The 12,091-nt window shown below is 70.7% G+C and carries 12 protein-coding genes and 1 tRNA gene; 6 read left to right on the forward strand and 7 right to left on the reverse strand.

Annotated elements, in window-relative coordinates; translation table 11 throughout:
• Window positions 1–11 precede the first annotated feature (11 nt).
• The 3 genes from M5362_RS23045 to M5362_RS23055 form a co-directional block, all read right to left on the reverse strand.
• Complete coding sequence (locus M5362_RS23045; RefSeq protein WP_260229613.1) at window positions 12–2,303, reverse strand: DUF6571 family protein; 2,292 nt, start codon at window positions 2,301–2,303, stop codon at window positions 12–14.
• Between the two features lie 15 nt (window positions 2,304–2,318).
• Window positions 2,319–2,750, reverse strand: coding sequence for a hypothetical protein (locus tag M5362_RS23050; protein WP_260229614.1), 432 nt, complete (start codon window positions 2,748–2,750; stop codon window positions 2,319–2,321).
• Window positions 2,751–2,869: 119 nt separating this feature from the next.
• Window positions 2,870–2,941, reverse strand: a tRNA-Cys gene (locus tag M5362_RS23055).
• 191 nt (window positions 2,942–3,132) lie between these two features.
• Between M5362_RS23055 and M5362_RS23060 the strand changes: the two genes are divergently transcribed.
• From M5362_RS23060 to M5362_RS23085, 6 genes are all read left to right on the forward strand, one after another.
• Window positions 3,133–4,587 (forward strand): MFS transporter, encoded by a 1,455-nt coding sequence (locus tag M5362_RS23060; protein ID WP_260229615.1) that lies wholly within the window; start codon window positions 3,133–3,135, stop codon window positions 4,585–4,587.
• 33 nt (window positions 4,588–4,620) lie between these two features.
• Complete coding sequence (locus M5362_RS23065; RefSeq protein ID WP_260229616.1) at window positions 4,621–4,818, forward strand: Arc family DNA-binding protein; 198 nt, start codon at window positions 4,621–4,623, stop codon at window positions 4,816–4,818.
• Entirely contained in the window at window positions 4,815–5,186 is a 372-nt protein-coding gene (locus M5362_RS23070) for a type II toxin-antitoxin system death-on-curing family toxin (RefSeq protein WP_260229617.1), read from the forward strand. The genes M5362_RS23065 and M5362_RS23070 overlap by 4 nt, the downstream gene beginning before the upstream one ends.
• A 125-nt stretch (window positions 5,187–5,311) precedes the next feature.
• Window positions 5,312–7,102 carry a DEAD/DEAH box helicase gene (locus tag M5362_RS23075; RefSeq protein WP_260229618.1) on the forward strand — a complete coding sequence of 597 codons (1,791 nt, stop codon included), beginning with the start codon at window positions 5,312–5,314 and terminating at the stop codon, window positions 7,100–7,102.
• A 436-nt stretch (window positions 7,103–7,538) separates the two neighbouring features.
• Window positions 7,539–8,180, forward strand: a complete 642-nt coding sequence (locus M5362_RS23080) for an IclR family transcriptional regulator (RefSeq protein ID WP_260229619.1) — start codon at window positions 7,539–7,541, stop codon at window positions 8,178–8,180.
• Window positions 8,181–8,529: 349 nt separating this feature from the next.
• A complete protein-coding gene (locus tag M5362_RS23085; RefSeq protein ID WP_260229620.1) occupies window positions 8,530–9,324 on the forward strand; it encodes a S16 family serine protease in 795 nt (264 codons plus the stop codon).
• Here the strand turns inward: M5362_RS23085 and M5362_RS23090 are convergent.
• The 4 genes from M5362_RS23090 to M5362_RS23105 all read right to left on the reverse strand — a co-directional run bounded on the left by M5362_RS23090 (window position 9,257) and on the right by M5362_RS23105 (window position 11,988).
• Window positions 9,257–10,573, reverse strand: a complete 1,317-nt coding sequence (locus tag M5362_RS23090; RefSeq protein WP_260229621.1) for an MFS transporter — start codon at window positions 10,571–10,573, stop codon at window positions 9,257–9,259. The two genes, M5362_RS23085 and M5362_RS23090, sit on opposite strands and share 68 nt — an antisense overlap.
• Entirely contained in the window at window positions 10,570–10,755 is a 186-nt protein-coding gene (locus tag M5362_RS23095; protein ID WP_260229622.1) for a hypothetical protein, read from the reverse strand. Before M5362_RS23095 ends, M5362_RS23090 begins: the two co-directional genes overlap by 4 nt.
• 18 nt (window positions 10,756–10,773) lie before the next feature.
• Entirely contained in the window at window positions 10,774–11,355 is a 582-nt protein-coding gene (locus tag M5362_RS23100; RefSeq protein ID WP_260229623.1) for a transcriptional regulator, read from the reverse strand.
• Window positions 11,356–11,511: 156 nt separating this feature from the next.
• The gene (locus tag M5362_RS23105; RefSeq protein ID WP_260229624.1) at window positions 11,512–11,988 is read right to left on the reverse strand and encodes an Lrp/AsnC family transcriptional regulator; all 477 of its coding nucleotides are present in this window, start codon (window positions 11,986–11,988) and stop codon (window positions 11,512–11,514) included.
• Window positions 11,989–12,091: the final 103 nt, after the last annotated feature.

Here is a 12,091-nt window from a genome sequence, read left to right on the forward strand (position 1 = left end):
GCTCGGCGCATCTAGCTTCCCTTCGGGGCTGAACTGGCGATCAGGTCACGGCCGATGGAGTGTGCGGCCCCCGTCTTCGTGGAGGCCGCCCCCCTGTACTCGGCGATTTGCTCCGGAGCGAGGTCGGATCCTCGTGCGGCTGCGTCGACGGCGGATGCCGCTGCTCGTTTTGCCGCCTTTTCTGCCTCGGTGTAGCCCTGGGCCGACTCGACACGGGACTCACCAGCTTTGTCGTCCTGCGCCTTCTCCACGGCGGACTCCGTGACGTCCTCCTTGATCCACATGATCACGTCGCCGCCTACCGGGATCATCTCCACGTACTTGCCCCCCACAGCATCGATGACCCGGTTCGTCCACTTCGCGTTGTCCTCCACGCCCTTGTTGAACTCCTCGGCCTCGTGCGCCTTGGTGTCGTGGATGGACTGCGCCCTGGCCTCGGTCATGATGCCCGCGATCTCGCCGCCCGGGTGGACGGCGTTCTCGATCGCGGCCTGGGTGTCACCGTGCTTCTCGGGGTTGTGGAAGACGTCCGAGACGAGCGCTGTGGTGTACGCCTGCTGGGCGTTCGTGATCGCACCGTATGCCTGGGGGTCCTGGCCGACCGCGCCGAGGAACAACGCCATCTCGTCCTTGCGGAACTCGGCCATCACGCCGAACGGCTTCGCCTGGTCCGCCCCGTTCTCCGCGGTCGCCTGCAGATCGGGCATGTACTCGGCGGCCATGTTGCCGAACTGCGGAGCCAGGGCGTGGAGCGGGCTGGGCGGGTCGCCGGGCTTCGTCGCGGCCACCAGTTCCGGTTCCGCGCCGATCTTCGCGACGACCTTCTCCATCACGCTGCTCATGGTCTCGGTGTGCGACACCGGTGGCGCGTCGTCGTCACCCGGTACGCGGCCGGTCACCGCCGCCTCCAGAGCGTTGCCCATGGCGGTCTGGCCGGGGTTGTACTCTCCGCCGATCGTGGTGTCGTACCAGTCCGCCGTCGGCTTCTTGTCGAGCATGTACTCGACCATGCCCTGAGCGTCCTTGCCCTTGATGGCGCTGTCGGACAGCGTCACGACACCGTCCTTGTTGGTGTCCTCACGCAGCGGTTCGTCGAAGAAGGCCGCCGATGCTTCGGGATTCCGGCTCATCGCCTCCATGAGGCCGGTGAGGGGGTTGAAGCCCCTGCCGCCCGTCTCGTCGAGGTTGAAGGCCATCTTCTGGTCGTACGGCATGTACCGCTGCCAGATGTCGGGGTCCTGCTTGTCCATGGCGACCATGTCGCGGCCCACCGCGGTGAGGAAGCCCTTGTCGTACGTCCCTTCCCTGATCAGGGAACCCAGGGCCTGGTAGCCGTACACCTCCGTGCCCAGGCCGGCGAAACCCGACACGTCGATCTGCTTGCGGCCCGCCTTCAGGAGCTGTGTGGTCCAGGTGGCGTCGAGGTGGTTCGGTGTCGACGTCTGCGTGGCGAGGCCGAGCATCGCGCCCATGTCGCCCTGGATGTTGCGGACCATGTTCGCGCGGTCCTGGCCGGCGGGCCCGAGAGACGTCGCGTCCAGCGACATCCTCGTGTACGCCTCCAGGGTCCCCTCGGCACCCAGCTTCCGGTAGAAGCCCGCGGAGAACTCGGGGTCCGTGCGGTTGTCGTCCAGAAGCTCTTCGAGTTCCCTGAGCGCGACCACATTGCGCGCGGTGCCGCCGTCTCCGGTGACCTTCTTCATGAGTTCCGTCGCCCGGTCGACCTGCTCCGCGTCGAGGCTCTTGTACGTGGGCGCGGTGAAGTTGTGGTCGTCCTTCACGTTCGCGGCGAGGGCACGCTTCAGGGAGTCGTCGGCGTCGGAACAGTCCTCGACGATCCGGTCGAGCTTGGTCTGCCAGGAGGCGACGGTCTCCTTCTGCTTGCGCAGAGCCTCCGGATAGTCGGGGTCACGGCGGGCCGCCTCGTCGTCCTCCAGCGGATATCGGGGCCTGACCTTGCCCGTGGCGTCCACATGGATGCCTGCGGCGGGTCCCTCCGCGTCCCTGATCCTGGCGAGCGCGTCCTTGGCCGCCTTGAACGACGTGTGCGCGTCCTCAAGGAGCAGCTTGATGCCCTTGGCCTGAGCGGCGGCGTCGTCGAACTCCTTGGCCGTCTTCGTGATGAACGGCTTGGTGACACCCGCGTTGACACCCTGCCAGTCGGCTTTGTCCGACTTCACCTTCATGCCCAGCCGGGCGTCGTCGGCGAGCTTCTCCAGCTTCGCGACCATTTCCGACCAGTCGTCGACCGCTTCCTTGAACTTGCCTACAGGCGCGTTGACGACGTCGTCGAACTTCAGCATCGGGTCCCCCGTGGACTACTTGAAGTACTCGCTGATCTTCGATACCGAGGTCAGGTTGCCGGCGATGTCGACGTCGTTGTTCGCATGAGTGGCCTTCGTGTAGTCGAGGTGGTTGGAGATGTGGGCGCACGCGTCGAGAAGGGTCCGCAGCTGCGTGTTCCAGCGGTCATGCACCTTCAGCAGCTCCGAGCCGCTGGTGAAGTTGCCGTTCATCAACGCGATCGCCGCGTTGAACGTCGAGGGGCGGGCGTGGTCCCCGTCCTTCGACAGCCGTCCGTAGAGGCCGTACGCGTCGTGCCCGATCGCTCCGAGCTCGTCGGAGTTCACTGCCAGAACCGCGGCATCACTCGCAGGGCCGCCCGGGCTCCCGTCGACCTGGTTGAGTTGCATCGCCGAGGACTGCGCCGCACTCGCACGGGCGGCAGCCCACTCCTCTTCGAAGGTCATAGCCCTTCGCCCCTCCCCGTTGACTCCCGGCTGTGTCCGGCCGGGAAAGCGATCGAAGCCTATGCGTTCGCTACGCAGCAAAGGCGGGGGGTGGGCGGTTTCGCGCCACAGGCGCGCAGAGGCCGTGATCGGAATCGAACCGACGTAACTCGATTTGCAGTCGAGCCCCTGAGCCACTCGGGCACACGGCCATGGTGTGTACGAGTACGACCGTAGGGCGGGCGGAGAGTGGCGCCAAGGGAATCCGGGGGGATGCAACATGACTGCCATGTGCCCGTCATAGTCATGGGCGTGGGCGTAGCGGGGCCTACGACCTACGGACCAGTGCACTGTCCTGCTTTGGACAGGGGTCAAATCGCGGTACGCCTCTTACTCTGGAGGCATGAGCGCCCTCGAACCCCGTGACGCCGACGTCGCGCCGACCACCCCCACCGCCGCCCCCTCGGGCGGCGGCTCCGTGCTCGACCGGGAGCACCGGGCGCTCAGCGTCGGCATCGTCTCCGTCGTCCTGCTCATCGCCTTCGAGGCGACCGCCGTCGGCACGGCCATGCCGGTCGCGGCGCGCGAGCTGAACGGGATCCCGCTCTACGCGTTCGCCTTCTCCGCGTACTTCACCACCAGCCTCTTCGCCATGGTCCTGTCCGGGCAGTGGTCCGACCGCGCCGGGCCCCTCGCACCGCTCACCGTCGGCATCAGCGCCTTCGCCGCCGGGCTGCTGCTCTCCGGGACCGCCGGCACGATGTGGCTCTTCGTCCTCGGCCGGGCCGTGCAGGGGCTCGGCGGCGGGCTGGTGATCGTCGCGCTGTACGTCGTCGTCAGCCGGGCCTACTCCGAGCAGCTGCGGCCCGCGATCATGGCCGCCTTCGCCGCCAGCTGGGTCGTCCCGTCCGTCGTGGGGCCGCTCGCCTCCGGGACGATCACCGAGCACCTGGGCTGGCGCTGGGTCTTCGTCGGGATCCCCGTCCTCGTCCTCCTCCCGCTCGCCCTCGCCCTCCCCGCCATTCGCCGCACCGCGTCCGGGCCCGCCGACCCGGCCGCGCCCCTCCCGCCGTACGACCGGCGGCGGATCCGGCTCGCGCTCGGCATCTCGGCCGGTGCGGGGCTGCTCCAGTACGCCGGTCAGGAGCTGCGCTGGCTCTCGCTGCTTCCGGCGGCGGCGGGCGCGGCGCTGCTCGTGCCGGCCGTGCTCGGGCTGCTGCCCCGCGGGACCTACCGGGCGGCGCGCGGGCTGCCGTCCGTGGTGCTGCTGCGGGGGATCGCGGCGGGGTCCTTCATCGCCGCCGAGTCCTTCGTGCCGCTCATGCTGGTCACCCAGCGGGGGCTGAGCCCCACGCTGGCGGGGCTGTCGCTCGCGGTCGGCGGCGCGACGTGGGCGCTCGGGTCGTGGATCCAGTCCCGGCCGCGGACGGAGCCGTACCGGGAACGGCTCGTGGTGCTCGGGATGCTCCTCGTCGCGGCGGCGATCGGCACGGCGCCGACGGTCCTGATCGAGTCGGTCCCGGTGTGGGTGGTGGCGGTCGCGTGGGGCTTCGGCTGCCTGGGTATGGGCATGGTGATCGCCTCGACGAGCGTGCTGCTCCTGAAGCTCTCCGCACCGGAGGAGGCGGGCGCGAACTCGGCGGCGCTGCAGATCTCGGACGGCCTGTCGAACGTGCTGCTGCTCGCGCTCGGCGGCGCGGCGTTCGGGGCGCTGGGGGGCGGGACGGTCGGCCACGGAGCGGTGGCGGGGGCGAGCTCCCACCCGGCGGCCTTCGCGGTGGTCTTCCTGCCGATGGCGGGGGTGGCGCTGGTGGGGGCGTGGGTGGCGACGAGGCTGCGGGCGGCCGAAACCCGGTGACACCGTATGGTACCGCGCGGTACCATCTGGTACATGGCTGGTCTCAACGTCCGATTCACCGAAGAAGAGCTGGACGCGCTGCGCGAGCGCGCCGAAGCGGAGGGCCGCAGCATGCAGTCCTTCGCTCACGATGCCGTCATCAAGGCCATAAACGAGCACTCACGGCTGTTCAACGAGGCCGCCGAGCACGTTCTCAAGGCCAGCGAGGAGCTGAACCGGAGGCTCGCGTGACGCACTACCTCACGTTGCCCGAACTCCTGAACCTGGCTGAGCGCCTCGGAGCGAGCGACGTGCGCGACTACGGGCTGCTCGACTCCGCGCTCGCGCGCCCGCAGTCGAGCGTGTTCGGCCAGGACGCATACCCCGACGTCTGGGAGAAGGCGGCGGCTCTGATGGAGTCGCTGGCCCGCAACCACGGTCTGGTGGATGGGAACAAGCGCATCGCCTGGTACGCGACCTGGGTGTTCCTGCACATGAACGGCCACCCGCTGGACCCGGGGTTCGACGTCGACGAGGCGGAGACCTTCGTCCTGGACGTGTGCCAAGGGGCGCTCGACGTACCCAAGATCGCCGCGCGGCTGCCGCGATTCGCTCGCTGACCGGTCCGAGGCTGTGACGCTCGCCGCACGGCGCGAGGTCATGGCCTCGCCCAGGCCGGGCCCCGGTGGCCGCACCGGTAGGGTGGCCCGGTTGTCATATCTGGACGAGCGTCGAACCGGAGACCGTGACTACCACCGCCACCTCCTCCCATCACCTCTCTCCCGCCTTCCCCGGGCGGGCCCCCTGGGGCACCGCCAACAAGCTGCGAGCCTGGCAGCAGGGCGCCATGGAGAGGTACATCCAGGAACAGCCCCGCGACTTCCTCGCCGTCGCGACCCCTGGCGCCGGAAAGACCACCTTCGCGCTGACCCTCGCGTCCTGGCTGCTGCACCACCATGTCGTGCAGCAGGTCACGGTCGTCGCCCCCACCGAGCACCTGAAGAAGCAGTGGGCCGCCGCCGCCGCGCGGATAGGGATCAAGCTCGACCCCGACTACAGCGCCGGGCCGCTCAGCAAGGAGTACCACGGCGTCGCCATCACCTACGCCGGTGTGGGCGTGCGCCCCATGCTCCACCGCAACCGCTGCGAGCAGCGCAAGACCCTCGTCATCCTCGACGAGATCCACCACGCCGGCGACTCCAAGTCCTGGGGCGAGGCCTGCCTGGAGGCGTTCGACCCGGCGACCCGCCGCCTCGCCCTGACCGGTACGCCCTTCCGCTCCGACACGAACCCCATCCCCTTCGTCACGTACGAGGAGGGGAACGACGGAATCCGGCGGTCGTCCGCCGACTACACCTACGGCTACGGGAACGCTCTGGGCGACGGCGTCGTCCGGCCCGTGATCTTCCTCTCCTACAGCGGCAACATGCGCTGGCGCACCAAGGCGGGCGACGAGATCGCCGCCCGCCTCGGCGAGCCCATGACCAAGGACGCCATCTCCCAGGCCTGGCGCACCGCCCTCGACCCGCGCGGCGACTGGATGCCGAACGTCCTGCGCGCCGCCGACCAGCGCCTGACGGAAGTCAGGAAGGGCATCCCCGACGCCGGCGGGCTTGTCATCGCCTCCGACCAGGACTCCGCCCGCGCCTACGCCAAGCTGATCCGCGAGATCACCGGCACCAAGGCCACGGTCGTCCTCTCCGACGAGGCCGCCGCCTCGAAGCGGATCGACGAGTTCAGCGAGAACAACGACCGCTGGATGGTCGCCGTCCGCATGGTGTCCGAGGGCGTCGACGTCCCCCGTCTCGCCGTCGGCGTGTACGCGACGACCATCTCGACCCCCCTCTTCTTCGCCCAGGCCGTCGGACGTTTCGTACGTTCGCGCAGGCGCGGCGAGACCGCCTCCGTGTTCCTTCCCACCATCCCCAACCTCCTCGGCTTCGCCAACGAGATGGAGGTCGAGCGCGACCACGTCCTCGACAAGCCGAAGAAGAACGGCGAGGAGGACCCGTACGCCGAGTCCGAGAAGGAGATGGCGGAGGCCGAGAGGCAGCAGGACGAGGACACCGGCGAGCAGGACCAGCTGCCCTTCGAGGCGCTGGAGTCCGACGCCGTCTTCGACCGCGTGCTCTACGACGGCGCCGAGTTCGGGATGCAGGCCCACCCGGGCAGCGAGGAGGAGCAGGACTACCTCGGCATCCCCGGCCTCCTCGAACCCGACCAGGTTCAGCTCCTGCTCCAGAAGCGCCAGGCCCGGCAGATCGCGCACAGCCGCAAGCGGCCGGACACCGAGGCGGACCTGCTGGAGCTGCCGGCCGAGCGGCGGCCCGTCGTTTCCCACAAGGAACTCCTTGAGCTGAGGAAACAGCTCAACACGATGGTCGGTGCGTACGTTCACCAGAGCGGCAAGCCGCACGGCGTCGTCCACACCGAGCTGCGGCGGGTCTGCGGCGGTCCGCCGAGCGCGGAGGCGACCGCCGGTCAGATCCGCGAGCGGATCAAGAAGGTCCAGGAGTGGGCCACCCGGATGCGGTGACCCGGGTGTCGGGTGAGTCGGGCGTCGGGTGAGCCCGGCGTCGGGTGAGTCGGGCGTCGGGTGAGCCGGGCGTCCGGCGGCCGGCATGTCCGGCGGACGCGGGAGCCTCGCGGGCCCGTGCGCGGTGGGCGTACGGGCCCGGCGCTTTTCGCGTACGACAAAGCCGATCTTGTCCGCCGAACTCCTCCGACCGGCCGACTTACGACTCGAACCGGCGTTATCCGGTCGCTCGCGCCCGGATTCTGGACGAGGTCTTCCGCTGAGCGGAGTGGATCGCTACTGTCCCCCGCAATGCAACCGCCCCGTGGCAGCGCCGCCGCGGAGCGCAGCCGGTGCGCATGGCCTGCCGGCGGCCTCTGACGTGCGTCGCCGCGGGACCGGCGCCGCTGCTCTCGTTTGAAGGTCCGCCGTCACTCACTCCGAAGGAGAGGGCGTCGTGACCGCGGAAACCTCCCAGACGCTCGACCGGGGCCTCAGGGTCCTCAAACTGCTCGCCGACACCGACCACGGCCTGACCGTCACCGAGTTGTCCAACCGACTCGGCGTCAACAGGACCGTCGTCTACCGTCTGCTCGCCACGCTCGAACAGCACGCACTCGTACGGCGAGACCTGGGCGGTCGCGCCCGGGTGGGTCTCGGCGTGCTCCGGCTGGGCCGCCAGGTCCATCCGCTCGTACGGGAGGCAGCGCTACCCGCGCTGCGCTCGCTCGCCGAGGACATAGGCGCGACCGCCCACCTCACCCTCGTGGACGGGGCGGAGGCACTGGCGGTCGCCGTCGTGGAACCGACCTGGACCGACTACCACGTGGCCTACCGGGCCGGGTTCCGGCACCCGCTGGACCGGGGCGCGGCGGGTCGCGCGATCCTCGCGGCCCGGCAGGGCAGCCTGATCGAGCCCGGATTCACCCTGACCCACGGCGAGCTGGAGGCGGGAGCGAGCGGCGCGGCGGCCCCGCTGGTGGGCATCACGGGCATCGAGGGCAGCGTGGGCGTCGTGATGCTCGCGGACGCCGTCCCGGAACGGGTGGGCCCGAGGGTCGTCGACGCGGCCCGTGAGGTCGCCGACGCGCTGCGCTAGGGCGCGCGCACGGGCCACGTGGCTCCGGTTCGGCGGGCCTCCAGGGGCCCCGGCCCGGGGCCGCAGGTCCTCCAGTGCCCCGGCCTGGGGCCACGGGCGGGGCGAGGGCTCCGGCCCCCGGGCACCGACGGCTTCCGCGGCGCCCGGCTCGACCCTCCTGGGACGCGATGCTCGCGCACACCGGGGGCCGCCCCCGCCGGTGGCAGCTCGACGACGCGGCGCACGGGGTCTTCACCGACTACGCGTCCCTCGGGCGATCGACCGCAGGCGGCCGTGCGTGCCGTGCGTCACCAGGTCCGGGGGTTCTTCGGCCGTCGGGTGCCGCCGGGTGCCCAGTAGATTGGACGCCGTGCTCACCAGTCTCACGCGCAACCGTGCGCTCGCGCTCTGTGCCCTGCCCGTCGCCGCGCTCTTCGCCGTCGTCGGGCTCGCGCCGTTGCCGTACGCCATCGCCTCGCCCGGTTCGACCGCCGACGTGCTCGGTGCCGTCGACGGGCGGCCGGTGATCACGATCAGCGGGGCGCCCGTCCGGGAGACCGAGGGCAAGCTGCTGATGACCACGATCGTGGCCACCGGGCCGAGCGTCGACAACGACTTCGCCGACATCGCCGACGCCTGGTTCCGTACCGACCAGGCCGTTCTGCCGCGTGACTCCGTCTACCCCCCGGGGAAGTCGGACGCCGAGGTGGAGAAGCACAACCTCGGCGAGATGAAGGAGTCGCAGGACGCCGCCACCCTGGCCGCCCTCGGGTATCTGAAGAAGGACCCGCAGGACGTCAAGGTCACGCTCCATCTCGCCGACATCGGCGGGCCGAGCGCCGGCTTCCTCTTCTCTCTCGGGATCGTCGACAAGCTCGACGGCGACGGCGCGGACGGCGACCTCACCGGCGGCCGTACCGTCGCCGGTACGGGCACGATCGACCCGGACGGCACGGTCGGCGCCGTCGGCGGGGTCTCGCTGAAGACCCAGGCCGCCGCGCGGGACGGGGCGAGCGTCTTCCTCGTGCCGGAGGCGGAGTGCTCCGACGCGCAGGCGGAGCTGCCGAAGGGGATGCGGCTGATCCCGGTCTCGACGCTCAGCGACGCGGTGGCGTCGCTCCGGGCGCTGGAGCAGGGCCAGGAAGCGAAGATCCCGAGCTGCTGACCGGCTCGCCCTTCGTCCCCGAGGGCTCCATCCCGCGCCAGGCCGGGAAGACCATCGGGGCGAGGGTGACCAGGAAGTACACCGCGCCGAGCGCGAGGAGCGCCGTCACCAGGCCGTTTCGTTCGACGAGCTGCCCGGCGACGAGGCCGCCCAGCGGGGTGGCCAGGAGCACCCCCGCCGTGGTCACCCCGGAGACCCGGCTGCGCAGTTCGTCGGGGACGCGTTCGTACGCGACGGTGGCGAGGATCGGGTTGAGCATCCCCGCGCCGAATCCGCTCGCCGCCATGGTCACGAGCAGCGGCGCCGTGGTGTCGGTGAGCGCGGCCACCACGTACGGCGGCGCGCCGCACAGCAGGAAGCCCGCGGTGAAGACGGCCCGGCGCGAGAAGCGGTGGCCGAACGCCCCGTACAGCAGCGCCCCGAGCAGCGCGCAGCCGCCGAAGACGGCGACGAGCAGGCCGAGGGCGGCCGAGCCGCCGAGGTTCTCCCGGGCGTGGACGGGCAGCAGCACCGAACTCCACGCCTGGCTCAGGCCGTTGGTGACCATCACCATGAGGACGACGCCGAGCAGCAGCCGGGAGCGGAGCACGAAGGTGTACCCCTCGCGGAGCTCGGCGCGGTAGCCGGACAGCGAGAAGGGGGCCGGATCCGGCAGGGGAGCGGCGGACGGCACGCCTCGCAGGCCGACGAGGATCATCAGGGCGGAGAGCCCGAAGGTGGCGGCGTCGAGGAGCAGGACCGTGTCCGCGCCGAGGACGGCGATGAGGACGCCCGCGAGGGCGGCGCCGGTCATCCGGGCGCCTCGGGAGACCGCGTCGTAGAGGCTCGCGGCGCGGGGGAGCGGGGTCCCGGCGCGGCGGGCGAGGCCCGGGATCAGCACGGAGCGGGCGGTCTCGCCGGGCGCGTGGAAGAGACCGGTCACGGCCATCAGCGCGCACAGCATCCAGAACCGGAGCAGGCCGGCGCCGTGCAGGAGGGGGATCGCGGCGAGCGCGACGGCGCAGACGAGGTCGGAGGCGACGCTGATCCGCCGGCGCCCGATCCGGTCGATGACCGGTCCGCCGACGATCGCGGAGACGACGACGGGGACGGCCGCGCAGAAGGCGACCAGCCCCGCCTTTCCGGGGCTGCCCGTGGTGTCGAGGGCGAACCACGGGACGCCGATGAGGGTGAGTGAATTGCCGGTGATGGATATGGCGTTGGCGGCCAGGACGGTGGCCAGTGGAGCGCGTCCCCCCGGGGTGCTCATGCGGCCAGCGTGATCCGCCGAGCGGTGGCGGGTTCGGCCGGAACGGCGAGGTGCAGGCCCAAGGTGACCAGTGCCCAGCCCAGTTGGGAGCGGAACGGCGTGCGGGGGAGGGAGTCGGCGGCCGCCCGGTGGAGTTCGGCCGCGTCGAGGTGGTGGAGCTGGAGGTGGATGTCGGGGTGCATGGCTTCGTGATCCCTTTCTCAGTTCTCGTACTGGGGGAACGCGTGCAGGTGCATCCGTACGCGGGCGGCGCCCGGAGCTTCGGGGTCGGCGCCTTCGCTGTAGGAGTCGATCAACTCGTGGATCTTCTCGTTGAGTTCGCGCAGCCGCTCGGGCGGCAGGCGCAGGCAGAAGTCGCTCATGTCGGAGGCGGCGCTCCAGCTCTCGTCCCATTCGTGCCGGGTGCCGAGGTAGGTGTTCAGCTCCTGGGTGTGGATGGTCGCGATCTCGTGGAGATAGACCGCCACCGCGCCCTGCACCTCGGGGTCCGGGTTCCGGTACAGCGACTCGTCGAAGCTCGTGCCCTGCTGGGACGCCTTCCACCACCGCTCCCGGCCCTTGCCCCGCGTCGGGTCGTCCTCGACGAAGCCGTGCGCGGCGAGCTGCCGCAGGTGGTAGCTGGTCGCACCGCTGGACTCGCCGAGCCGCTCGGCCAGCTGGGAGGCGGTGGCGGGGCCGTGGTGGCGCAGGGAGCGCAGCAGCTGGATCCGGAGCGGGTGGGCGAGCCCGCGCAGCGAGCGCGGGTCGAGGGTGCGGCTCTGGGGCTTCTCGGGCTCGGGCATGGCACGAGAATAGAGTTGCAAAGGAAGGGTTGCAAGGGTTTCTTTGCAACCACCTCTTTGGAACTCGGGCGCGGTGTCGTGGGGGCCGGGGTCGGGGGCCACGCGGGCCCGTCGAGGGGCTACGCGGGGGCGCGGGGCCGCCCGGGCCGTCGAGGTCTACGCGGGGCCGTCCTCCGCCGCCTGTTCCACCAGCGGGATGATCCGTAGCGGCACGGGGTTCTCCATCACGATCGCCGTGGACGCCCGCATGATCCCCTCGAAGCCGACGACCCTGTCGATCACCCGCTGGAGGTCGGCGTTGGAGCGGGCGACCAGCCGGCAGAGCATGTCGCCGTGGCCCGTCGTCGTGTGCAGCTCCAGCACCTCGGGCACGGTCGCCAGGTGCTCCCGCACGTCCGCCCCCTGCCCCTGCTTGATCTCCAGCGTCGCGAACGCCGTCACCGGATAACCGAGCGCCGTCGGGTCGACCTGCGGGCCGAAACCGCGGATGACCCCGTTCGCCTGAAGGCGGTCCAGACGCGCCTGCACCGTGCCGCGCGCCACGCCCAGCCGGCGCGAGGCCTCAAGCACCCCGATCCGCGGTTCCCGTGCCAGCAGCACGATCAGCCGGCCGTCCAGATGATCGATCGCCACAGCTGCCTCCCCATGGTCATCCTGTACAAGTCTTCCGGCCATACTGGCTCAGCGCTGTGCAGATTGCCCAGTCGCTCGGCGAACTATTGCGCAGCTTGCCGAT

This window comes from Streptomyces sp. Je 1-79 (assembly GCF_025195125.1).
Taxonomy (GTDB): Bacteria; Actinomycetota; Actinomycetes; order Streptomycetales; family Streptomycetaceae; genus Streptomyces.